The following is a 21,983-nucleotide window of genomic DNA, read 5'->3' as shown; positions in this document are numbered from 1 at the left end:
CACGCTGCGTCGAACCCAACAAGCGGCTGCATCCTGTTCGATGAAGACAAGGAGACACTGGAGATGAAACGCAGAACGTTCGTAACGCTGGCCGCCGCGGCCGCGGTGGTGATGGGGAGCCCGGTTGCGCATGCGGCCGATCCGGTCAAGATCGGCTTTCTCGTGAAGCAGCCGGAAGAGCCGTGGTTCCAGGACGAGTGGAAGTTCGCCGAAATGGCGGCGAAGGCAAAGGGCTTCGCGCTCGTGAAGATCGGCGCGCCGTCGGGCGAGAAGGTGATGAGCGCGATCGACAACCTGTCCGCGCAGAAGGCGCAGGGCTTCATCATCTGCACGCCCGACGTGAAGCTCGGGCCGGGCATCGTCGCGAAGGCGAAGTCGCACAACCTCAAGATGATGACGGTCGACGACCGCCTCGTCGACGGCGCGGGCAAGCCGATCGAGGCGGTGCCGCACATGGGGATCTCCGCGTACAACATCGGCAAGCAGGTCGGCGACGGCATCGCGGCCGAGATCAAGAAGCGCGGCTGGGACATGAAGGACGTCGGCGCGATCGACATCACCTACGAGCAGTTGCCGACCGCGCACGACCGCACGAGCGGCGCGACCGACGCGCTGGTGGCCGCCGGCTTTCCGAAGGCGAACGTGATCGCGGCGCCGCAGGCGAAGACCGACACCGAGAACGCGTTCAACGCGGCGAACATCGCGCTCACGAAGAACCCGCAGTTCAAGCACTGGGTCGCGTACGGCCTGAACGACGAGGCCGTGCTCGGCGCGGTGCGCGCGGCCGAAGGGCGCGGCTTCAAGGCCGACAACATGATCGGCATCGGTATCGGCGGTTCCGATTCGGCGCTGAACGAGTTCAAGAAGCCGCAGCCGACCGGCTTCTACGGCACCGTGATCATCAGCCCGAAGCGTCACGGCGAGGAAACCTCGGACCTGATGTACGCGTGGATCACGCAGGGCAAGGCACCGCCGCCGCTGACGCTGACGACGGGCATGCTCGCGACGCGCGACAACGTGTCGAAGGTGCGCGACGAGATGGGGCTCGCATCGAAGTAAGCGGCCCGTCGGCTGCCGCGGCGATGCGGCGGCGGCCGGCGGTCGATCGATTCGGAAGTAGGGAGACGACGTGTCAGCGGCACTGCGTTTTGACAATATCGGCAAGGTATTTCCCGGCGTGCGCGCACTCGACGGCATCTCGTTCGACGTGCACGCGGGCGAGGTGCATGGCCTGATGGGCGAGAACGGCGCGGGCAAGTCGACGCTGCTGAAGATTCTCGGCGGCGAATACCAGCCCGATGCGGGCAGCGTGCTGGTCGACGGCCAGCCGGTGCAGTTCGCGAGCGCGGCGGCGTCGATCGCCGCCGGCATCGCGGTGATTCACCAGGAGCTGCAGTACGTGCCCGACCTGACGGTCGCGGAAAACCTGCTGCTCGGCCGCCTGCCGAACGCGTTCGGCTGGGTGAGAAAGCGCGAGGCGAAGCGTTACGTGCGCGAGCGGCTCGCGGCGATGGGCGTCGATCTCGATCCCGACGCGAAGCTCGGACGGCTGTCGATCGCGCAGCGGCAGATGGTCGAGATCTGCAAGGCGCTGATGCGCAATGCGCGCGTGATCGCGCTCGACGAACCGACGAGCTCGCTGTCGCATCGCGAGACCGAGGTGCTGTTCAAGCTGGTCGAGGACCTGCGCGCGCAAGGCCGCGCGCTGATCTACATCTCGCACCGTATGGACGAGATCTACCGGCTGTGCGATGCGTGCACGATTTTCCGCGACGGGCGCAAGATCGCGTCGCACGCGTCGCTCGAGGACGTGCCGCGCGAACGGCTCGTCGCCGAGATGGTCGGGCGCGAGATCTCGGACATCTACCATTACGCGCCGCGCGCGCTCGGCGACGTGCGGTTCTCCGCCGAAGGCGTCGACGGCCCGGCGCTGCGCGAACCCGCGAGCTTCTCGGTACGCGCGGGCGAGATCGTCGGCTTCTTCGGGCTGGTCGGCGCGGGCCGCAGCGAACTGATGCGGCTCGTGTACGGCGCGGACCACCGGCGCGCGGGCGTGCTGACGCTCGACGGCGCGCGCATCGACGTGAAGCGCACCGGCGACGCGATCCGCCACGGCATCGTGCTGTGCCCCGAGGATCGCAAGGAGGAAGGAATCATCGCGATCGCGTCGGTCGCGGAGAACATCAACATCAGCTGCCGCCGCCATTCGCTGCGCGCGGGGCTCTTCATCAATCGCAAGGCCGAAAGCGAAACGGCCGACCGCTTCATCCAGCGGCTGAAGATCAAGACGCCGAACCGGCGCCAGAAGATCCGCTTCCTGTCGGGCGGCAACCAGCAGAAGGCGATCCTGTCGCGCTGGCTCGCGGAGCCCGACCTGAAGGTCGTGATCCTCGACGAGCCGACGCGCGGGATCGACGTTGGCGCGAAGCACGAGATCTACGACGTGATCTACCGGCTCGCGGAGCGCGGCTGCGCGATCGTGATGGTGTCGTCGGAGCTGCCGGAAGTGCTCGGCGTGTCCGACCGCATCGTCGTGATGCGCGAAGGGCGGATCGCGGGCGAGCTGCCGCGCGAACAGGCGAACGAGCACGCGGTGCTGAACCTCGCGCTGCCGCAAACGAGCGCCGTCGAGGCGGCCTGACGCGGCGCGCGACAATATTGAATCGACCAGGCGCGGCGCGGGCCGCGCGATGCAGGAAGGAGCAGGAGACACAATCATGCAAGTCAGGGAAAACCTCGCCAGCGCTGCCGTGAAGTCGTCGGCCGATGCGCTGGTACCGCAGCAGAACGACCGCCAGAAATGGTGGCAGCACCTCACCGAATACAGCCTGATCGCGATTTTCGCGGTGATGTTCGTGACGATGTCGCTGACGGTCGATCACTTCTTCTCGATCGACAACATGCTCGGTCTCGCGCTGTCGATCTCGCAGATCGGCATGGTCGCGTGCACGATGATGTTCTGTCTCGCGTCGCGCGACTTCGACCTGTCGATCGGCTCGACCGTCGCGTTCTCGGGCGTGCTGTGCGCGATGGTGCTGAACGCGACCGACAACACGTTCGTCGCGATCGTCGCGGCGGTCGCGGCGGGCGCCGCGATCGGTTTCGTGAACGGCGCGGTGATCGCGTACCTGCGCATCAACGCGCTGATCACGACGCTCGCGACGATGGAGATCGTGCGCGGGCTCGGCTTCATCGTGTCGAAGGGGCAGGCGGTCGGCGTGTCGTCGGACACGTTCATCGCGCTCGGCGGGCTGTCGCTGTTCGGCGTGTCGCTGCCGATCTGGGTCACGCTGCTGTGCTTCATCGCGTTCGGCGTGCTGCTGAACCAGACCGTGTACGGCCGCAACACGCTCGCGATCGGCGGCAACCCCGAGGCATCGCGGCTCGCGGGGATCAACGTCGAACGCACGCGCGTGACCATCTTCCTGATCCAGGGCGCGGTGACGGCGCTCGCGGGCGTGATCCTCGCGTCGCGCATCACGTCGGGCCAGCCGAACGCGGCGCAGGGCTTCGAGCTGAACGTGATCTCCGCGTGCGTGCTCGGCGGCGTGTCGCTGATGGGCGGCCGCGCGACGATCTCGGGCGTCGTGATCGGCGTGCTGATCATGGGTACCGTCGAGAACGTGATGAACCTGATGAACATCGACGCGTTCTATCAGTACCTCGTGCGCGGCGCGATCCTGCTCGCGGCCGTGCTGCTCGACCAGCTGAAGAACCGCGGCGTACGCGACTGACCCGATCTGCTTCCACGGAGACGAACCGCATGACCATCGACCCTTCCGCGCACGACCCGCACGCCGTGAGCCATGCGAGCCATGCGCGCTATGCGCGCTACCCGAGCCTCGAGGATCGCGCGGTGCTGATCACGGGCGGCGCGACCGGCATCGGCGCGTCGTTCGTCGAGCACTTCGCGCAGCAGGGCGCGCGCGTCGCGTTCGTCGACCTCGACGCGGACGCCGGCGCCGCGCTGGCGGAAAGCCTCGCGCACGTGCCGAACGTGCGTCATGCGCCGCTGTTCATCCAGTGCGACCTGACCGATATCGACGCGCTGCGCCATGCGATCGACGCGATCCGCGCACGGATCGGCGCGATCGCGGTGCTCGTGAACAACGCGGCGAACGACGCGCGCCATGCGATCGGCGACGTGACGCCCGAATCGTTCGACGCCGGCATCGCGGTGAACCTGCGCCACCAGTTCTTCGCCGCGCAGGCGGTGATCGACGACATGAAGCAGCAGGGCGGCGGCGCGATCATCAATCTCGGCTCGATCAGCTGGATGCTGAAGAACGGCGGCTACCCCGTCTACGTGATGGCGAAGGCGGCCGTGCAGGGCCTGACGCGCGGCCTCGCGCGCGACCTCGGCCCGTTCGGCATCCGCGTGAATTCGCTGGTGCCCGGTTGGGTGATGACCGACAAGCAGCGCCGGCTGTGGCTCGACGACGCGGGCCGCGCGACGATCAAGGCCGGCCAGTGCATCGACGCCGAACTGCTGCCCGCCGATCTCGCACGGATGGCGCTGTTCCTCGCAGCCGACGACAGCCGGATGATCACCGCGCAGGACGTGATCGTCGACGGCGGCTGGGCCTGACCGTTCGCACCGACCTGCATCGTTTCTTCGACGAAGGAAAGGAGCTCATCATGACCGCCACGTCCTCGCAAGCATCGTCGTCCACCAGCCAGTCGCGCCGCGCGCGCCTGGCCGCCGCCGCGCAGCCGGTCAGCCCCGGCCCGCAGACGGCTGCCTTCGCGCAGGGCATCGGCGCCGCGCATGCGGCGGCCGTCACGCTGTCGAACACGTCGCTGCGGCTCGATGTGCTGCCGCACCTGGGCGGCGGCATCGCGCGCTTCGACTGGCGCGGCGACAACGGCGCGCTGATGCCGGTGTTCCGCCGCTGCGAGCACCCGGAGACGGCGACGGACCCGAACGAGCTCGCGTGCTATCCGCTGCTGCCTTACTCGAACCGGATCGGCGACGGGCGCTTCGAATGCGACGGGCGCAGCGTCGCGGTGCCGCGCAACCGTCGCGACGAGCCGTTGCCGATTCACGGTGACGGCTGGCTCGCGCCGTGGCAGGTGGACGATGCGACCGACATGTCGCTGCAGCTGTCGCTCGATCGCACCGGCGGCGCGCCGTATGCGTTCCGCGCGATCCAGTCGTTCGAACTCGACGGGGCGACGCTGTCGATCGCGCTGACGATCGAGAACGCCGGGCGCGCCCGGCTGCCGTTCGGGCTCGGCGTGCATCCGTTCCTCGTGCGCGATGCCGCGACCGAGCTGGCCGCGGCGGCCGGCGGGCTGTGGCTGTCGGGCGCCGATTTCCTGCCGGTGCGGCACGTGAGCGTGCCGCCGGCCTGGCAGTTCGGCGTCGCGTATCCGCTGCCGGCCACGCTCGTCAATCATGCATTCACCGGCTGGGGCGGCCATGCGGCGGTGAGCTGGCCGCGCCGCGGGCTTTCGCTGACCGTCGCGGCCGACACCGACGCGTACGTGCTCTATACGCCGCCCGGCGAGGATTTCTTCTGCTTCGAGCCGGTCGATCATCCGATCAATGCGGTGAACCTGCCGGGCGGCGCGACCGCGCACGGAATGACGCTGCTCGCGCCAGGCGAGCGGCTCACGCGGCGTTTCGCGTTCACCGTCGAGCGCGCCGATGCGCGCGGCAATGCCGCGACACGCGAGGGACGCCGGCGACGCGGGTAAAATACGCGGTCTACCAACGGTTTGCCGCGAGTACCCGCCATGTCTTCCCCGCTTACTTTCATTGAATCGCTGCGCGCCGCGTGGCAGCGTACGAATTCGCTGCTGTGCGTCGGCCTCGATCCCGAGCCGTCGCGCTTTCCCGTGCAGTTCGACGGCCAGCCCGACGCGATCTTCGAATTCTGCCGGCAGATCGTCGACGCCACCGCGGAATACGCGAGCGCGTTCAAGCCGCAGATCGCCTATTTCGCCGCACATCGCGCGGAAGACCAGCTCGAGCGGCTGATCGCGCACATCCACCTCCAGCATCCGGGCCTGCCCGTGATCCTCGACGCGAAGCGCGGCGACATCGGCAGCACGGCCGAGCAGTACGCGCGTGAAGCGTTCGAGCGCTATCGCGCGGACGCCGTCACGGTGAACCCGTACATGGGCTACGACTCGGTCGAGCCGTACTTCGAGCACGAAGGCAAGGGCGTGATCGTGCTGTGCCGCACGTCGAACCCGGGCGGCTCCGACCTGCAGTTCCTCGAAACGAACGGTCGCCCGCTGTACCAGGTCGTCGCGGATCTCGCGGCGAACAAGTGGAACGCGAAGAACGGCCAGCTCGGCCTCGTGGTCGGCGCGACGTTCCCGAACGAAATCGAGATCGTGCGCGGGATCGTCGGCGACATGCCGCTCCTGATCCCCGGCATCGGCGCACAGGGCGGCGACGTGCAGGCGACCGTCAACGCGGGCCGCACGGCCGACTCGACGGGCATGATGATCAACTCGTCGCGCGCGATCCTGTACGCGAGCAAGGGCGAGGATTTCGCCGAAGCCGCGGCGCTCGCCGCGCAAAAGACCCGCGATACGATCAACGCGTATCGCTGATCGCTGATCGCACCGGCCGCCCGCGCAGGCGGCCGGTGCCGGCAGGCCCGCACCCGTGGGCCCGTGCCGCTTTCTCCGCGTTGCCGCTGTTTCCCCTGCATTCATTGCCGCCGCACTGGCGCGCAATAACAACTTCCCGTCGCTTCCGCGCCGCATGCCCGCACGGCAATCGCGCGATGCTGCTTGTCATCGATCCGTCACCAGAATGTCAAGAAAGGGAGCGACGCCATGCCCAAACTGCCCCGCCGTCTTCTGAGCGCGTTCGCCGCGTCGTTGTGCATGCGAGGGCGCCGCGGGCGCCCGCGAATCGACGCTCGTTCAGCGCTCGCGCTCGTCGAGCAGCTTCAGGAGCCCGCGCAGCGCATGCACGGCCGCCTGCGTGCGGATCTGTTCGCGGTCGCCCTTGAACACGAGCGTCTCGACGTCGGTATGCAGCCGGTTGCTCCAGCCGAACGACACGGTGCCGACCGGCTTCTTCTCGCTGCCGCCCGCCGGGCCCGCGATGCCCGTGACGGACAGCGCGACCTGCGCGCGGCTGTTGCGCAGCGCGCCTTCGGCCATCGCGCGCGCGACGGGCTCGCTGACAGCGCCGTGCTTGTCGATCAGGTCGGGCGGCACGCCGATCATCTCGATCTTGGCCTGGTTCGAGTACGTGACGAAGCCGCGCTCGAACCACTGGCTGCTGCCCGAGATGTCGGTGATCGCCGCGGCGATCATGCCGCCGGTGCAGGATTCGGCGGTGGCGAGCGTCAGGTGCTCGTCACGCAGCTTGTTGCCTGCGCGGATCGCAAGCTGGTGGACGACGGAATCGGTTGGCATGCGCGTCGGGAAACGGGAGTCGGGAAATCGGTCAGCTGACGACGGAGCGCCACAGGGCGATCACGAGCAGCGTCATGAATGCGGCGACCAGGTCGTCGGCCATGATGCCGAGCCCGCCTTTCAGGCGGCGCTCGAAATAGCGGATCGGAGGCGGCTTGAGCATGTCGAAGAAGCGGAACGCGACGAACGCCCACAACTGGCCGACGAAGGTCGCCGGCGTGACGAACAGCATCACGAGCCAGATCGCGACGATCTCGTCCCAGACGACGGCACCCGGATCGGACGTGCCCATCTTCCTCGCGGTGAAACCGGTGATCCACGTGCCCGCCGCCAAGCCGACGGCGATCAGCGCCCACCATTCGGGCACCGTCAGGTAGCGGCTGAGCACGACGAACGTCAGCCAGCCGAACAGCGAGCCGAACGTGCCGGGCATGATCGGCGAGAGCCCGCTGCCGAAGCCGAGCGACACGAGATGCGCCGGATGCGACAGCATGAAGCGCGCGGTCGCGCGCTTCGGCGTGTTCGGCGCGGCGCCGGGCTCGGCCGCGGCGTGCGCGGGCGTCGGGTCAGTCTGCATGGAAGTGGTCGAAGCCGTGCAACGTGAGAGCCAGGGGCGCGCCGGCGGCATCGCGCCACGCGATCGCGGGCTGCGCCGACGGCGCGGACAACGCGCGTATTGTACCGATTCGCGTGACCGGCACGCCGGCCGTTGCGCCGGCCGCTTCGACCGCCGCGCGGGCCGCAGCCGGCGCGGTGAAGCACAGTTCGTAGTCGTCGCCGCCCGCCAGCGTGCAGCGGCGCTGCACGTCGGGCGGCAGCGTCGCGAGCGCGGCCGAGCGCGGTACCGCGTCGGCGTCGATTTCGGCGCGCACGTTCGAGCGCGTCAGGATGTGCTGAAGGTCGCCGGCGAGGCCGTCCGAGATGTCGAGCGCCGCGTGCGCGACGCCCGCGAGCGCCAGGCCGAGCGCGATGCGCGGTTCGGGCCGCTCGAGCGCGTGCCGGAACGCGGTCGCTTCGTTCGTGCCGGCCGCCCATTCGCCGCGGGCGACGCCGAGGCCGGCGCGCGCGTCGCCGAGCGTGCCGGACACCCAGACGTCGTCGCCGTCGCGCGCGGCATCGCGCCGCAGCGCCGCGTCGGGCGCGACGTCGCCGAATACGGTCACGCACAGGTTCAGCGGCCCGCTCGTCGTGTCGCCGCCGATCAGCTCGCAGCCGAACCGGTCGGCGAGCGCGAACAGCCCGTTGCTGAACGCCTCGAGCCACGCCGCGTCGGCGCGCGGCAGCGCGCATGCGAGCGTGAACGCGCGCGGCTCGGCGCCCATCGCCGCGAGGTCGGACAGGTTGACCGCGAGCGTCTTGTGGCCGAGCGCGCCGGGCGCGACGTCGGGGAAGAAGTGGCGGCCTTCCACCAGCATGTCCGTCGAAATGGCCAGCAATTTCCCGGGGCGGGGCGTGATCAGTGCGCAATCGTCGCCGATGCCGAGCGTCGACGTGCGCGCGCCCTGCGCGGCGCGGCGCGTGAAGAAGCGTTCGATCAGCGAAAACTCGGAGAGGGCGGCTGGCACGGCGGATGGATCCGAAACGATTGAGGGAACGGCATTGTACGAGGCGAACGGCGACGTTCCTGCACCGTTCGGCGCATTTTTGTCGCGGCTGTTGCACCCGAATCGCCGGTCTGGCGGCCGGTGATTGGCGCTACAATGCCGTCGAACAGTCATTCTAATCCGCCCGCCACGAGACACATGTCCACCCAAGCCTCCTCCAAAGCCAAGCTCCGCGAAGCCGCGCTCGACTATCACGAATTCCCGACCCCCGGGAAAATCGCGATCGCCCCGACCAAGCAGATGATCAACCAGCGCGACCTCGCGCTCGCATACTCGCCGGGCGTGGCGTACGCGTGCGAGGAGATCGTCGAGAATCCGCTCAACGCGGCGCGTTTCACCGCGCGCAGCAATCTGGTCGGCGTCGTCACGAACGGTACGGCGGTGCTCGGTCTCGGCAACATCGGCCCGCTCGCGTCGAAGCCGGTGATGGAAGGCAAGGCCGTGCTGTTCAAGAAGTTTGCGGGCATCGACGTGTTCGACATCGAGCTGAACGAGTCGGACCCGCACAAGCTCGTCGACGTGATCGCCGCGCTGGAGCCGACCTTCGGCGGGATCAACCTGGAAGACATCAAGGCGCCGGACTGCTTCATCGTCGAGCGCGAGGCGCGCAAGCGGATGAAGATTCCGGTGTTCCACGACGACCAGCACGGCACCGCGATTGTCGTGGCCGCGGCCGTCACGAACGGCCTGAAGGTCGTGAACAAGGACATCAAGAAGGTGAAGCTCGTCGCGTCCGGCGCGGGCGCGGCCGCGCTGGCGTGTCTCGACCTGCTCGTCGACATCGGCCTGCCGCTCGAGAACATCACGGTGACCGATCTGGCCGGCGTGGTCTACAAGGGCCGTGCCGAGCTGATGGATCCGGACAAGGAGCGTTTCGCCCGCGAAACCGAAGCGCGGACGCTGGCCGAAGTGATCGACGGCGCGGACATCTTCCTCGGTCTGTCGGCCGCGGGCGTGCTGAAGCAGGACATGGTGAAGGGCATGGCCGAGCGCCCGCTGATCCTGGCGCTCGCGAACCCGACGCCGGAGATCCTGCCGGAGCTCGCGCTCGAAGTGCGTCCGGACGCCGTGCTGGCCACGGGCCGTACGGATTACCCGAACCAGGTCAACAACGTCCTGTGCTTCCCGTTCATCTTCCGCGGCGCGCTCGACGTCGGCGCGACGACGATCACGCGTGAAATGGAGATCGCGGCCGTCAACGCGATCGCCGAGCTCGCGCAGCACGAGCAGAGCGACATCGTCGCGACCGCGTACGGCATCCAGGACCTGTCGTTCGGGCCCGACTATCTGATTCCGAAGCCGTTCGATCCGCGCCTGATCGTGAAGATCGCGCCGGCCGTCGCGCAGGCCGCGATGGACGGCGGCGTCGCGACGCGCCCGATCGAGGACATGGACGCGTATCGCGTTCACCTCCAGCAGTTCGTGTATCACAGCGGCACGACGATGAAGCCGATCTTCCAGATCGCGCGCGCCGCGCCGGAAGAGAAGAAGCGCGTCGTGTTCGCGGAAGGCGAAGAAGAGCGCGTGTTGCGCGCCGTTCAGATCATCGTCGACGAAAAACTCGCGAAGCCGATCCTGATCGGCCGCCCGTCGGTGATCGAGCACCGTATCCAGCGCTACGGCCTGCGCCTGACGCCGGGCACCGACTTCACGGTCGTCAACACCGAGCACGACGAGCGCTACCGCGACTTCTGGCAGACGTACCACAAGCTCATGGCGCGCAAGGGCATCAGCGAGCAGCTCGCGCGCGTCGAGATGCGCCGCCGCACGACGCTGATCGGCTCGATGCTGGTGAAGAAGGGCGAGGCGGACGGGATGATCTGCGGCACGATCAGCACCACGCACCGTCACCTGCACTTCATCGACCAGGTGATCGGCAAGCGCGCGGGCTGCAGCGTGTACGCGGCGATGAACGGCCTCGTGCTGCCGGGCCGCCAGATTTTCCTCGTCGATACGCACGTGAACGTCGATCCGACCCCGGAGCAACTGGCCGAGATCACGATCATGGCGGCGGAAGAGGTGCGCCGCTTCGGCATCGAGCCGAAGGTCGCGCTGCTGTCGCACTCGAATTTCGGCACGAGCAACGCCCCTTCGGCGAAGAAGATGCGCGATACGCTCGCAATCCTGCAGGAATGCGCGCCGGAGCTGCAGGTCGATGGCGAGATGCACGGCGACGTCGCGCTCGACGCGGCGCTGCGCAAGGAAATCCTGCCGGAATCGACGCTGGAAGGCGATGCGAACCTGCTGATCCTGCCGAACATCGACGCCGCGAACATCGCGTACAACCTGCTGAAGACGGCCGCGGGCAACAATATCGCGATCGGGCCGATCCTGCTGGGCGCCGCCCAGCCGGTGCATGTGCTGACCGAGTCAGCGACCGTTCGCCGCATCGTCAACATGGCAGCGCTGCTGGTTGCCGACGTGAACGCCGCGCGCTGAGCAAAAACGAACGCGCCAGGCCGGTCGAACCGGCGTGGCGCGTCGGGCGAAATTGTAAACAAAAGCAAAAAGAGGCGTGCCCGCAATGGGCACGCCGCCGGGCAGGGCGCAAACGCGCTTCCCTCAAAGCAACAGCAGCATCTCTCCACTCCGGGTAGCGAGCGTGGCAAGGAGGCAGGGTCTTGCCATTCGAGAGATGCGGCCTGCATTTTATCTCATGTAGGATAAATGTAGTGTAAATTCGGTAAGAAATACGCGATTCCGGGTATCGGGAGACTTTCGATTCCCAAACGGACATTGATTCGCGCGGACAATAACGCTACGCTAACGCCTTTGTTGGTCGTCAACTACTTGATTTAACAGCGGGAACCCTGGTTCATGGCACGCAAGTGGCTCCGCAACGGCGCGCTCGCGTCCGTCTTCGCGATGTTCGCGATGGGTATCGTCGGCACGCCGACGGGCAGTCTGGTTTCCGCCGCTTACGCACGGGAGGCCGTTTCGGCCGACGTGGCGGCGAGCGGGCTCGATACGATTCCGACCGCCCGTCTTCCGCGCGAGGCTGTGACCACGCTGGGCCTGATCGGCGCCGGCGGCCCCTATCCGTACGAGAAAGACGGCGTCGTGTTTGGCAACCGCGAGCGGATCCTGCCAAAGGCGAAGCGCGGCTACTACCATGAGTACACGGTGCCGACGCCGCGTGCCCGCAATCGCGGTGCGCGCCGGATCGTCTGTGGCGGGCCATTGCGCCGGATCGACAACTGTTATTACACGGGCGACCACTACAACAGTTTTAAACGTATTGTTGAATGACTTCGGGACGAATGGCATGAGCGACTCCATCTACGCGCACGATACGGCGGCGGCGGAACTGTTCGCGGCCGGCGACGGCAATCTGTTTCAGCGCGTGATTCAACTGCACGCGGCGGCACAGGCTGGCGGCACGCCGGAGCAACAGGAAGCCGAGCCCGGGCTTTCATCGAACGAGGAGCCTATGAGCCTTTTCACGACCGTGCGACCCAATCTCGTGCAGTCGATCCGCGCGTTCCGCGTGCAGGATCTCGCCGACGAAGCCAGCCGGCTCGGCCAGCACTTTCTGTACGCGTATTGCGGCGCCGCGCAGTCGAAGCAGGAAGTGATGGAAACGATCGCGACGTCGTTCCTGTTCCCGAAGCATTTCGGGAAGAACTACGACGCGTTGTACGACTGCCTGACCGACCTCGTCGCGAAGGCCGGCGCGCAGCCCGGTTTCGTGATCGTCCTCGAAGGGTTGCCGATCGCGCAGAAATTCGACAAGGAAGGGCGCGAGACGCTGCTCGACGTGTTCCGCGAGGCGGCCGAATTCTGGGCCGAGCGCAAGGTCGCGTTCCGCGTGTTCTACTCGTTCGCGTAAGCGCGCATCGGCCAGCGGCTGATCCGTCGAAAAGCCCGCTTCGAGCGGGCTTTTTTGCGTCCGCGCGATACGTAAAGGCCGGCGCTGCACGCCGCTCGCCGACACGGGCCTTTTATCTGGCACCTCAGCTTGAATGACGGCGGCTGGATGACCGGCAGCCCGCAAGACGTGCTGACGCCGGCCCTCGACACGTTGTCCGATTCGATGCCGCACGGTTCGTCGAGCGACAAGTCGCGATGAGCCGCTGCGTTGAAACGCGCCGCATGCCTGCGGTGACGCCGGCCGCGCATCACGTCGCGGCCGATTGCCGCGCGGGCCGGGCAGTCCGTGCCGCGTTGCGCGGGCGGCACGCCCGTCTCGTCACCACCCGCCCCAGCGTGCCGCCAGCGCCGCGAGCACGGCCGCGCCTGCCGTCTCGGTGCGCAGCACGCGGGGGCCAAGCGACAGCGCGGTGAACCCGCGTGCGCGCGCCGCGTTTTCCTCGTCGGGCGACAGCCCGCCTTCGGGTCCGATCAGCAGCGTGACGGTGGCCGCGGGCGGCGCGTCCGGCAACGACGCGAACGGGATGCTCGCGCGCGGCGACAGCAGCAGCCGCAGTTCGCCGTCGGCCGGCGCGGCCGGCAGCGCCTCGAGCCACGCGTTGAAGCCGGCTACCTGCGCGACGTCGGGCACGCGATTGCGCCCGCACTGTTCGCACGACGCGCGCACGACGCCGCGCCAGTGCGCGACGCGCTTGTCCGCGCGTTCGCCGGACAGCTTCACGACGCCGCGCGCGGTCGACAGCGGCACGACCGCCGCGACGCCGAGCTCGACGGCCTTCTCGATCACCCAATCCATCTTGTCGCCGCCGGCGATGCCTTGCGCGAGCGTCACGCGGTAAGGCGGCTCGGCCTCGGCCGGCTCGAACGTATCGATCTGCGCGATCGCGCTGCGCTTGTCGATCTCGACGAGCCGTGCGCGGTACTGGCCGCCCGTGCCGTCGAACAGCGCGAGCACATCGCCGGGCTGCAGGCGCAGCACCTGTACGTGGCGCGCGACGTCGGCCGGCAGTGCGAACGTGGCGTCGGCGCGCAGCGCCGCGTCGATGAAGAAGCGCGGCACGGCCGCGGTGGTGGTGGTTTCGGTCATGCGTGTGGCGGTTGTGCTCATGTGTCGAGGCGGCGCGCGAGCGCCCACCGGTAGCCGTCGAGATCCTCGATCTGTGCGAACCGGTCGCCCCAGAACTGGTCCTGCGGCGCGCTCAGTGATTTCGCGCCCGCGTCGAGCGCGCGCTGCCAGGTGGCGTCGACATCGTCGACATACAGATAGAACGATTGCGGCGCGATGGCGTTCGCGCTTTTCGGCGTGAGCGCGGTCGAGCCGAACGCGCCCTCGGGCGCGAACATCACGATCAGCTGGCCGCGGTAGGCCATCTCGACGTGCATGATCGCGCCGTCCTCGTCGTGCATGTCGCGCAGCTCGAAGCCGAATGCGGCCTTGAAGAAATCGATGGCCGCGCGCGCGTTGCGTACGGCCAGGTAGGGCGTCAACCAAGGCACGTTGGCCGGACGTGGATCGGTCATAAAATCTCCTGTCGAACAGTGTTGGCGCTTCAGCGCCTACTCTGGTCCCATGCTTCGCGGTCGAACAGTGTTGGCGCTTCAGCGCCTACTCTGATCCCATGCTTCGCGGTCGAACAGTGTTGGCGCTTCAGCGCCTGCTCTGGTCCCATGCTTCGCGGTCGAACAGTGTTGGCGCTGCAGCGCCTGCTCTGATCCGATGCTTCGACGTTCGTTCAGCGTGGCGGCGCTGCGTTCGGGCCATTCCGGCCCTGTGCTGCGCATGACGAATCCTGCGAAGCCGCGATGGAACACGATGGAACACGGAGCGATGCGGCCTCCCGGGCGCTCAGCGGCGAACGCCCAGTGTATCGCGCAGCGCGTGCGGCAGGGCAAAGAGGGACGCATGCAGCCGCGCGTCGTAGTAGCGCAAGCCCTGCACGTGCCGGTCGGCGAGCCGTTCGTCGATGTCGTGCGCGAACAGCGCGGCCGCATCGAGCGTGTCGCTCGCGATCGCCATCAGCCACTGCGAGCCGTACAGCGGCACGTGCGCGGACAGCGGATCGACGACCGCGAAGCTCGCGCGCAGGTCGTCGAGCAGCGCGGCGATGCGCGATGCGTGGAACAGCGGCGAGCCGAGGTGCATCGAGATCGCGCCGCACGGCGTGAGGATCCGCTTGAGCCGTGCGTAGAACGCGCGCGTATAGAGGCCGGCCGCCGGCGAATCGGGCGGCGTGAGATCGAACACGACGAGATCGAAATGCTCGACGGTCGACTCGACGAAATGCGCGGCGTCGCCGATCACGACGTCGACGCGCGGGTCGTCGAGCGCGCCCTGGTGCACGTCGTCGAGATAGCGGCGCGCCATCCCGACCACCTCGTCGTCGAGTTCCGCGACGACGATCCGCTCGATGCACGCGTGCTTGAGCAACTGGCGGGCTGCGCCGCCGTCGCCGCCGCCCAGCACGAGCGCCTTGCGCGGCGACGGATGCGCGAGCGCGGCCGGGTGCGTCATGCACTCGTGATAGACGTACTCGTCGCCGACCGACGTCATCGGCCGGCCGTCCAGCGTAAACAGGCGGCCGAGCTGCGGGGTTTCCCAGACTTCGATCTGCTGGTGCGGGGACGCGACGCGCGCGAGCCGCCGCGCATTCGGGAAGCCGTAAGTGGCGTCGGGCGTAGGGTGAAAGAGAAGTGTGGTGCTCACGGGCGGGCCCCTAGGGGCAGGCAGTTCCGACGCCTGAATTATAGGAGGCGGGCGGTTTGGCGGAAAACCGTGCCGGAACACCGCGCGCCGACAAGGGAAATGTCAGCCCATCTGTTAAAATGACGAGCTTTGCAGCCCCGTCCGTAGGCTCCGTCCGCTTCGCGTCCGTCAGGCGCCGCACCGCGCGCCGGGAACGATTGACGCTCGAGCTTCCGGATGCCGCCGTGCTCCCCGTTTCCTCGACTCGTTCTCCGGACTCGACATGACGACTTCGTCTCCCGCCTCCACCACCCTGATGGCCAACGCGATCCGTGCGCTCGCGATGGACGCCGTCCAGCAAGCAAACTCCGGCCACCCCGGCATGCCGATGGGCATGGCCGAAATCGGCGTTGCGCTCTGGTCGCGTCATCTGAAGCACAACCCGACGAACCCGCACTGGGCAGACCGCGACCGCTTCGTGCTGTCGAACGGCCATGGCTCGATGCTGCTGTACTCGCTGCTGCACCTGACCGGCTACGACCTGCCGATCGAAGAGCTGAAGAACTTCCGCCAACTGCACTCGAAGACGCCGGGCCACCCGGAATACGGGATCACGCCGGGCGTCGAGACGACCACCGGCCCGCTCGGCCAGGGTCTGGCGAACGCGGTCGGCATGGCGCTCGGCGAAGCGCTGATGGCCGACGAGTTCAACCATGACGGCGCGAAGATCGTCGATCACCACACGTACGTGTTCCTCGGCGACGGCTGCCTGATGGAAGGCATCTCGCACGAAGCCTGCTCGCTCGCCGGCACGCTGAAGCTGAACAAGCTGATCGCGCTGTACGACGACAACGGCATCTCGATCGACGGCGACGTCGTGAACTGGTTCCACGACGACACGCCGAAGCGCTTCGAAGCATACGGCTGGAACGTGATTCCGAACGTGAACGGCCACGACGTCGACGCGGTCGACGCGGCGATCGCGAAGGCGAAGCTGTCGGACAAGCCGACGCTGATTTGCTGCAAGACGGTGATCGGCAAGGGTGCGGCGACCAAGGCCGGCGGCCACGACGTGCACGGCGCGGCGCTCGGCGCGGAAGAAATCGCGAAGACGCGCGAAGCGCTCGGCTGGAAGTGGGAGCCGTTCGTGATTCCGCAGGAAGTCTATGCGGCATGGGACGGGAAGGAAGCCGGCAAGCGCGCCGAGTCCGAGTGGGACGCGACGTTCGCGCAATATCGCGCGAAGTTCCCGGAGCAAGCCGCTGAATTCGAGCGCCGGATGGCCAACCAGCTGCCGGCCGACTGGGCCGAGAAGGCTGCGGCGATCATCGCCGGCGCGAACGAGCGCGCCGAGACGGTCGCGACCCGTAAGGCGTCGCAGCAGGCGATCGAAGGGCTGGCCGCCGCGCTGCCCGAGCTGCTTGGCGGCTCGGCCGACCTGACCGGCTCGAACCTGACCAACTGGAAGGCGTCGAAGGCCGTCCGCGCGAATCCGGAAGGCCCGGGCGTCCAGCTGGGCAACCACATCAACTACGGCGTGCGCGAATTCGGCATGAGCGCCGCGATCAACGGCCTCGCGCTGCACGGCGGCCACAAGCCGTTCGGCGGCACGTTCCTGACGTTCTCCGACTACAGCCGCAATGCGCTGCGCGTGGCCGCGCTGATGAAGGTGCCGTCGATCTTCGTGTTCACGCACGATTCGATCGGCCTCGGCGAAGACGGCCCGACGCACCAGTCGATCGAGCACGTGTCGAGCCTGCGCCTGATCCCGAACCACGACGTGTGGCGCCCGGCCGACACGGTCGAGACGGCCGTCGCATGGACCCACGCGATTGCCGCGGATCGTCCGTCGAGCCTGATCTTCAGCCGCCAGAACCTCGCGTTCAACCCGCGCACCGACGCACAGATCGCCAACGTCGCGAAGGGCGGCTACGTGCTGAAGGACTGGGATGAGGAAATCGTCGCGCGCAAGATCATCCTGATCGCGACGGGCTCCGAAGTCGAACTCGCGATGAAGGCGGTCGCGCCGCTCGCGCAGCAAGGCATCGCGGCACGCGTCGTGTCGATGCCGTCGACCAACGTGTTCGACCGCCAGGACGCCGAATACCGCGAACGCGTGCTGCCGCACGGCGTGCGCCGCGTCGCGATCGAAGCGGGCGTGACGAGCTTCTGGCACAAGTACGTCGGCCTCGATGGCGGCGTCGTCGGGATCGACACGTTCGGCGAATCGGCGCCGGCCGGCGTGCTGTTCAAGTACTTCGGCTTTACCGTCGAGCACGTCGTCGAGACCGCGAAGGCCGTGCTGGCCTAAAAGCATTCGCGACGCGCGCCACCCCTCGCGCGCGTCGCACCGTGAAGCTGCACGAAACGAATTTTTTCAGCCATCAGGAGATAAACCATGACGATTCGCGTCGCAATCAACGGCTACGGCCGCATCGGCCGCAACACGCTGCGCGCGTTCTATGAAAACGGCAAGAAGCACGATCTCGAGATCGTCGCGATCAACGACCTGGGCGATGCGAAGACCAACGCGCACCTGACCCAGTACGACACCGCGCACGGCAAGTTCCCGGGCGAAGTGTCGGTCGACGGCGACTACCTCGTCGTGAACGGCGACAAGATCCGCGTGCTGGCCAACCGCAACCCGGCCGAACTGCCGTGGGGCGAGCTGGGCGTCGATGTCGTGATGGAATGCACGGGCTTCTTCACGACCAAGGAAAAGGCGAGCGCGCACCTGAAGGGTGGTGCGAAGAAGGTGATCATCTCGGCGCCGGGCGGCAAGGACGTCGACGCGACGATCGTCTACGGCGTGAACCACAACGTGCTGAAGGCCGAGCACACGGTCATCTCGAACGCATCGTGCACGACGAACTGCCTCGCGCCGCTCGTCAAGCCGCTGAACGACAAGATCGGTCTCGAAAACGGCCTGATGACGACGATCCACGCGTACACGAACGACCAGGTGCTGACGGACGTGTACCACGAAGACCTGCGCCGCGCGCGTTCGGCCACGCACAGCCAGATCCCGACGAAGACGGGCGCGGCTTCGGCCGTCGGCCTCGTGCTGCCGGAACTGAACGGCAAGCTCGACGGTTACGCGATCCGTGTCCCGACGATCAACGTGTCGGTCGTCGACCTGTCGTTCATCGCCAAGCGCGACACGACGGTCGAGGAAGTCAACGCGATCATGAAGGAAGCATCGGAAGGCGCGCTGAAGGGCATCCTCGGCTATAACGATGCACCGCTGGTGTCGATCGACTTCAACCACAACCCGGCTTCGTCGACGTTCGACGCGACGCTGACCAAGGTGTCGGGCCGCCTCGTCAAGGTGTCGAGCTGGTACGACAACGAGTGGGGTTTCTCGAACCGCATGCTGGATACGGCTGTCGCGTTCGCGAACGCGAAGTAATCCCGCACGTTGCGCGGCCGCTGCAAGGCGGCCTGCGCGGCGAACGAGCCCGGCCCGGTTTTCCGGCCGGGTTTTTTATTGTCCCGACGCTGCCGTCACGTGTTCGAGCGCGGCGACGAATGCGCGCTTCAGCGGGCTGTCGAGGTCGGTCCATGCGAGGCCGATGCCGGCGCGGTGCCCGCCGAGATCGAGCGGCCGCGCGAGCACGTTCGGCGGCAGCGCGCTGGCGGCCTCCGCCGGAATCAGCCCGATTCCCATGCCGGCCGCGACGAGCGCCAGCATCGTCGTGAATTCCCCGAACTCCTGTGCGATCTCGAGCGTCGTGCCCGCGCGGCTCAGCGCGAGCAGCATGTCGTCGTGAAAGCCGGGCGCGTAGCGGCGCGCGAGCACGAAGGTAGGCTGGCCGCGCAGCGCGGCCGGTGAGATCGCGTCGTGGGCGGCCAGCGGATGGTCGAGCGGCAGCGCGACGACGAAACCTTCCTCGAGCACCACGCGCGTGTCGATGCCCGCATACGCGGCCGGCAGCCGGATCATCCCGAAGTCGATCCGCCGGTCGCGCAGCGCGGCGATCTGGTCGGGCGTCGGCAGGTCCTTCAATTCGAGCGCGATCAGCGGATAGCGCTCGCGCATCGTGCGCAGCACGGCCGGCAGCAGCGCAGGCAGCACCGACGACACGAACGCGATCCGCAGCGTGCCGATCTCGCCGCGGCTCGACAGCCGCGCCATCTGTTCCGCGCGCGCGGCCTGCTGCAGCGTCGCCCGCGCCTCGGGCAGGAATACGCGCCCCGTGTCGCTCAGCTCGACCTTGTGCCGGTCGCGCTCGAACAGCCGCGCGCCGAGTTCTTCCTCGAGCGCCTTGATCTGCATGCTCAGCGCGGGCTGTACGATGAACAGGCGCTGCGCGGCGCGCCCGAAATGCAGCTCTTCCGCGAGCGTGACGAAGGCGCGCAATTGCTTGAGTTCCATGGGCGGCGGGCAGCAGAGGACGGTAATCAGATTTCATGATAACCGGATCACAAAAGACCATTGGCGCGGTGCCCGGCCGGAAGCCGAAGATACCGTCAACGCGAGACCGGCCGCGACGGGCAGCCGGCTCGACTGGCACGAGGAGACATGCATGACGAACGCGCTTGACCGGTTCCGCCTCGACGGCCGCCGCGCACTGATTACCGGTTCCGGACGCGGGATCGGGCTGACGCTCGCCCGCGGGCTGGCCGAAGCGGGGGCGGCGATCGTCATCAACGATCGCAATGAGGAGAAGGCCGCGACGCTCGTGCGGCACCTGCGCGAGGAAGGTTTCACCGCCGACTACGCCGTATTCGACGTCGCCGAGCACGCGCAGGTGCGCGCGGCGATCGACGATTTCGAGGCGCGCGTCGGTGCGATCGACATCCTCGTGAACAACGCGGGCATCCAGCGCCGCGCGCCGCTCGACGCATTCGAACCCGACGACTGGCACGCGCTGATGCGCGTGAATCTCGACGGCGTGTTCAACGTCGCGCAGGCCGTCGCGCGTCACATGATCGCGCGCGGCCACGGGAAGATCATCAACATCTGCTCGGTGCAGAGCGAGCTCGCGCGGCCGACGATCGCGCCGTATGCGGCGACGAAGGGCGCGGTGCGGATGCTGACGAAAGGGATGTGTGCCGACTGGGCGCGCCACGGCATCCAGGCGAACGGCCTCGCGCCCGGCTATTTCGAAACCGAGCTCAACCGCGCACTGGTCGACGACGCGGCGTTCTCGGACTGGCTGTGCAAGCGCACGCCGGCCGGCCGCTGGGGGCGCGTCGACGAGCTGTGCGGCGCGGCGATCTTCCTCGCTTCGGCCGCGTCCGATTTCGTGAACGGCCAGACGCTGTTCGTCGACGGCGGGCTGACCAGCGCGGTCTAGGAGAAAGTCATGCGTATGCGTTGCATGTGTGTCGTGATCCACGGGCCGAACGACCTGCGGGTCGAAGAGCAGGACGCGGGCGAGATCGGCCCGGGCCAGGTGCGCGTCGATGTCGCGATGGGCGGCATCTGCGGCTCCGATCTCCATTACTTCCGGCATGGTGGCTTCGGTGCGATCCGGCTGCAGCAGCCGATGGTGCTCGGCCACGAGGTCGCCGGCACGGTCGCGGCGGTCGCGCCGGACGTGACGTCGGTGAAGGTCGGCGACCGCGTCGCGGTCAATCCGAGCCGGCCGTGCGGCGCGTGCCGCTACTGCCTCGAAGGCTTGCCGAACCAGTGTCTCGACATGCGCTTCTACGGCAGCGCGATGCGGATGCCGCACGTGCAGGGCGCGTTCCGCAACGCGCTCGTGTGCGACGCGATGCAGTGCGTGAAGGTTGCCGATCACGTGCCGCTGTCGCTCGCGGCGCTCGCCGAGCCGTTCGCGGTCGGGCTGCATGCGGTGTCGCGTGCGGGCCCGCTGATCGGCAAGCGCGTGCTCGTGTCGGGTTGCGGGCCGATCGGCGTGCTGGCAGTCGCGGCGGCGCGCGTGCACGGCGCGGCGGAGATCGTTGCGACCGACGTCGTCGAGGCGCCGCTGGAAGTGGCCCGCGCGCTCGGCGCCGACCATACGATCAATGCGGCGGCCGATGCCGGATGGGTCGCGCGCTACGGCGCCGACAAGGGCACGTTCGACGTGATGATCGAGTGTTCGGGCAATGCGCGCGCGCTGCGCGATGGGCTGGACGTGATGCGGCCGCGCGGTGTCGTCGTGCAGCTCGGGCTCGGCGGCGATGTCAGCCTGCCGCAGAACGTCGTGGTCGCGAAGGAGTTGTCGATCTGCGGGTCGTTCCGCTTCCATGCGGAATTCGCGCTCGCGGTGCAACTGATCAACGCGGGGCGCGTCGACCTGCGGCCGGCCGTGACGCGCGTGTTCCCGATGCGCGACGCGAACCTGGCGTTCGAACTCGCCGGCGACCGGCAGCGCGCGATGAAGGTGCTGATCGATTTCGCGGACGAGGCCGCGTGATGGTCCGGCGCCGGCGCACGACGGCGCCGGCGTCATCGAAACAAGGCACGCCCGCGATTCGCGCGGCGTGCC

Annotated in this window: 20 protein-coding genes; 13 read left to right on the top strand and 7 right to left on the bottom strand. The window is 67.8% G+C overall.

Annotated features, from left to right (window positions below; translation table 11 throughout):
- The first annotated feature begins 63 nt into the window (after positions 1-63).
- The 6 genes from BFF94_RS19570 to pyrF all read left to right on the top strand — a co-directional run bounded on the left by BFF94_RS19570 (position 64) and on the right by pyrF (position 6,567).
- Positions 64-1,059 (top strand): arabinose ABC transporter substrate-binding protein, encoded by a 996-nt coding sequence (locus tag BFF94_RS19570; protein WP_128843766.1) that lies wholly within the window; start codon positions 64-66, stop codon positions 1,057-1,059.
- 70 nt (positions 1,060-1,129) lie between these two features.
- Positions 1,130-2,641, top strand: a complete 1,512-nt coding sequence (gene araG, locus BFF94_RS19565; RefSeq protein ID WP_128843767.1) for an L-arabinose ABC transporter ATP-binding protein AraG — start codon at positions 1,130-1,132, stop codon at positions 2,639-2,641.
- A 76-nt stretch (positions 2,642-2,717) separates the two neighbouring features.
- The gene (gene araH, locus BFF94_RS19560) at positions 2,718-3,734 is read left to right on the top strand and encodes an L-arabinose ABC transporter permease AraH (RefSeq protein ID WP_128843768.1); all 1,017 of its coding nucleotides are present in this window, start codon (positions 2,718-2,720) and stop codon (positions 3,732-3,734) included.
- Between the two features lie 29 nt (positions 3,735-3,763).
- Complete coding sequence (locus BFF94_RS19555) at positions 3,764-4,588, top strand: SDR family NAD(P)-dependent oxidoreductase (RefSeq protein ID WP_128843769.1); 825 nt, start codon at positions 3,764-3,766, stop codon at positions 4,586-4,588.
- Between the two features lie 50 nt (positions 4,589-4,638).
- Entirely contained in the window at positions 4,639-5,700 is a 1,062-nt protein-coding gene (locus BFF94_RS19550; RefSeq protein WP_219139690.1) for an aldose 1-epimerase, read from the top strand.
- A gap of 39 nt (positions 5,701-5,739) precedes the next feature.
- Positions 5,740-6,567 (top strand): orotidine-5'-phosphate decarboxylase, encoded by an 828-nt coding sequence (gene pyrF, locus BFF94_RS19545; RefSeq protein WP_128843770.1) that lies wholly within the window; start codon positions 5,740-5,742, stop codon positions 6,565-6,567.
- A 318-nt stretch (positions 6,568-6,885) separates the two neighbouring features.
- Here pyrF and BFF94_RS19540 read toward each other — a convergent pair whose 3' ends face one another.
- From BFF94_RS19540 to thiL, 3 genes are read right to left on the bottom strand one after another with little or no spacing between them, the layout of a single operon-like run.
- Positions 6,886-7,386 (bottom strand): CinA family protein, encoded by a 501-nt coding sequence (locus BFF94_RS19540; protein WP_111015333.1) that lies wholly within the window; start codon positions 7,384-7,386, stop codon positions 6,886-6,888.
- Between the two features lie 31 nt (positions 7,387-7,417).
- On the bottom strand, positions 7,418-7,963 hold the full coding sequence (locus BFF94_RS19535) for a phosphatidylglycerophosphatase A family protein (RefSeq protein WP_219139689.1): 546 nt from the start codon (positions 7,961-7,963) through the stop codon (positions 7,418-7,420).
- Entirely contained in the window at positions 7,953-8,951 is a 999-nt protein-coding gene (gene thiL / locus BFF94_RS19530) for a thiamine-phosphate kinase (RefSeq protein WP_219139688.1), read from the bottom strand. Before thiL ends, BFF94_RS19535 begins: the two co-directional genes overlap by 11 nt.
- A gap of 135 nt (positions 8,952-9,086) precedes the next feature.
- Here thiL and BFF94_RS19525 point away from each other — a divergent pair, with 135 nt between their 5' ends.
- The 3 genes from BFF94_RS19525 (at position 9,087) to BFF94_RS19515 (ending at position 12,819) form a co-directional block, all read left to right on the top strand.
- Entirely contained in the window at positions 9,087-11,429 is a 2,343-nt protein-coding gene (locus BFF94_RS19525) for an NADP-dependent malic enzyme (protein ID WP_281426159.1), read from the top strand.
- A 378-nt stretch (positions 11,430-11,807) separates the two neighbouring features.
- Positions 11,808-12,239, top strand: coding sequence for a guanyl-specific ribonuclease (locus BFF94_RS19520; protein ID WP_034182701.1), 432 nt, complete (start codon positions 11,808-11,810; stop codon positions 12,237-12,239).
- Between the two features lie 16 nt (positions 12,240-12,255).
- Complete coding sequence (locus BFF94_RS19515; protein WP_128851440.1) at positions 12,256-12,819, top strand: barstar family protein; 564 nt, start codon at positions 12,256-12,258, stop codon at positions 12,817-12,819.
- Between the two features lie 360 nt (positions 12,820-13,179).
- On the opposite strand, the gene BFF94_RS19510 is transcribed toward BFF94_RS19515, so the two are convergent.
- The 3 genes from BFF94_RS19510 to speE form a co-directional block, all read right to left on the bottom strand.
- On the bottom strand, positions 13,180-13,947 hold the full coding sequence (locus BFF94_RS19510; protein ID WP_219139687.1) for a 16S rRNA (uracil(1498)-N(3))-methyltransferase: 768 nt from the start codon (positions 13,945-13,947) through the stop codon (positions 13,180-13,182).
- A 17-nt stretch (positions 13,948-13,964) separates the two neighbouring features.
- Entirely contained in the window at positions 13,965-14,381 is a 417-nt protein-coding gene (locus tag BFF94_RS19505) for a VOC family protein (protein ID WP_128851437.1), read from the bottom strand.
- A gap of 325 nt (positions 14,382-14,706) precedes the next feature.
- Positions 14,707-15,564 carry a polyamine aminopropyltransferase gene (gene speE, locus BFF94_RS19500; RefSeq protein WP_128851434.1) on the bottom strand — a complete coding sequence of 286 codons (858 nt, stop codon included), beginning with the start codon at positions 15,562-15,564 and terminating at the stop codon, positions 14,707-14,709.
- A gap of 262 nt (positions 15,565-15,826) precedes the next feature.
- Between speE and tkt the strand changes: the two genes are divergently transcribed.
- A complete protein-coding gene (tkt, locus tag BFF94_RS19495; RefSeq protein ID WP_128851432.1) occupies positions 15,827-17,854 on the top strand; it encodes a transketolase in 2,028 nt (675 codons plus the stop codon).
- A gap of 87 nt (positions 17,855-17,941) precedes the next feature.
- A complete protein-coding gene (gene gap, locus BFF94_RS19490; protein WP_128851429.1) occupies positions 17,942-18,952 on the top strand; it encodes a type I glyceraldehyde-3-phosphate dehydrogenase in 1,011 nt (336 codons plus the stop codon).
- 75 nt (positions 18,953-19,027) lie between these two features.
- Here the strand turns inward: gap and BFF94_RS19485 are convergent, their stop codons facing one another.
- Positions 19,028-19,918 (bottom strand): LysR substrate-binding domain-containing protein, encoded by an 891-nt coding sequence (locus BFF94_RS19485; RefSeq protein ID WP_219139686.1) that lies wholly within the window; start codon positions 19,916-19,918, stop codon positions 19,028-19,030.
- 151 nt (positions 19,919-20,069) lie between these two features.
- Between BFF94_RS19485 and BFF94_RS19480 the strand changes: the two genes are divergently transcribed.
- Both BFF94_RS19480 and BFF94_RS19475 read left to right on the top strand, forming a co-directional pair.
- Positions 20,070-20,843, top strand: coding sequence for an SDR family NAD(P)-dependent oxidoreductase (locus tag BFF94_RS19480; protein WP_128851426.1), 774 nt, complete (start codon positions 20,070-20,072; stop codon positions 20,841-20,843).
- A 9-nt stretch (positions 20,844-20,852) separates the two neighbouring features.
- On the top strand, positions 20,853-21,911 hold the full coding sequence (locus BFF94_RS19475) for an L-idonate 5-dehydrogenase (protein ID WP_219139685.1): 1,059 nt from the start codon (positions 20,853-20,855) through the stop codon (positions 21,909-21,911).
- The last annotated feature ends 72 nt before the right edge of the window (positions 21,912-21,983 follow it).

The organism is Burkholderia catarinensis, from assembly GCF_001883705.2.
In the GTDB taxonomy this organism is placed as follows: domain Bacteria; phylum Pseudomonadota; class Gammaproteobacteria; order Burkholderiales; family Burkholderiaceae; genus Burkholderia; species Burkholderia catarinensis.
Note: the sequence above shows the minus strand (reverse complement) of the source record. Positions and strands in the feature narration are given on the sequence as shown.

What these genes read in the sequence shown, in the direction of transcription:
- BFF94_RS19570 (WP_128843766.1), top strand. Translation starts at nt 64, where the DNA reads ATGAAACGCAGAACGTTCGTAACGCTGGCCGCCGCGGCCGCGGTGGTG.
- araH (WP_128843768.1), top strand. Translation starts at nt 2,718, where the DNA reads ATGCAAGTCAGGGAAAACCTCGCCAGCGCTGCCGTGAAGTCGTCGGCC.
- BFF94_RS19555 (WP_128843769.1), top strand. Translation starts at nt 3,764, where the DNA reads ATGACCATCGACCCTTCCGCGCACGACCCGCACGCCGTGAGCCATGCG.
- BFF94_RS19550 (WP_219139690.1), top strand. Translation starts at nt 4,639, where the DNA reads ATGACCGCCACGTCCTCGCAAGCATCGTCGTCCACCAGCCAGTCGCGC.
- pyrF (WP_128843770.1), top strand. Translation starts at nt 5,740, where the DNA reads ATGTCTTCCCCGCTTACTTTCATTGAATCGCTGCGCGCCGCGTGGCAG.
- BFF94_RS19540 (WP_111015333.1), bottom strand. Translation starts at nt 7,386, where the DNA reads ATGCCAACCGATTCCGTCGTCCACCAGCTTGCGATCCGCGCAGGCAAC.
- BFF94_RS19535 (WP_219139689.1), bottom strand. Translation starts at nt 7,963, where the DNA reads ATGCAGACTGACCCGACGCCCGCGCACGCCGCGGCCGAGCCCGGCGCC.
- BFF94_RS19525 (WP_281426159.1), top strand. Translation starts at nt 9,087, where the DNA reads ATGCCGTCGAACAGTCATTCTAATCCGCCCGCCACGAGACACATGTCC.
- BFF94_RS19520 (WP_034182701.1), top strand. Translation starts at nt 11,808, where the DNA reads ATGGCACGCAAGTGGCTCCGCAACGGCGCGCTCGCGTCCGTCTTCGCG.
- BFF94_RS19515 (WP_128851440.1), top strand. Translation starts at nt 12,256, where the DNA reads ATGAGCGACTCCATCTACGCGCACGATACGGCGGCGGCGGAACTGTTC.
- BFF94_RS19510 (WP_219139687.1), bottom strand. Translation starts at nt 13,947, where the DNA reads ATGACCGAAACCACCACCACCGCGGCCGTGCCGCGCTTCTTCATCGAC.
- BFF94_RS19505 (WP_128851437.1), bottom strand. Translation starts at nt 14,381, where the DNA reads ATGACCGATCCACGTCCGGCCAACGTGCCTTGGTTGACGCCCTACCTG.
- tkt (WP_128851432.1), top strand. Translation starts at nt 15,827, where the DNA reads ATGACGACTTCGTCTCCCGCCTCCACCACCCTGATGGCCAACGCGATC.
- gap (WP_128851429.1), top strand. Translation starts at nt 17,942, where the DNA reads ATGACGATTCGCGTCGCAATCAACGGCTACGGCCGCATCGGCCGCAAC.
- BFF94_RS19485 (WP_219139686.1), bottom strand. Translation starts at nt 19,918, where the DNA reads ATGGAACTCAAGCAATTGCGCGCCTTCGTCACGCTCGCGGAAGAGCTG.
- BFF94_RS19480 (WP_128851426.1), top strand. Translation starts at nt 20,070, where the DNA reads ATGACGAACGCGCTTGACCGGTTCCGCCTCGACGGCCGCCGCGCACTG.
- BFF94_RS19475 (WP_219139685.1), top strand. Translation starts at nt 20,853, where the DNA reads ATGCGTATGCGTTGCATGTGTGTCGTGATCCACGGGCCGAACGACCTG.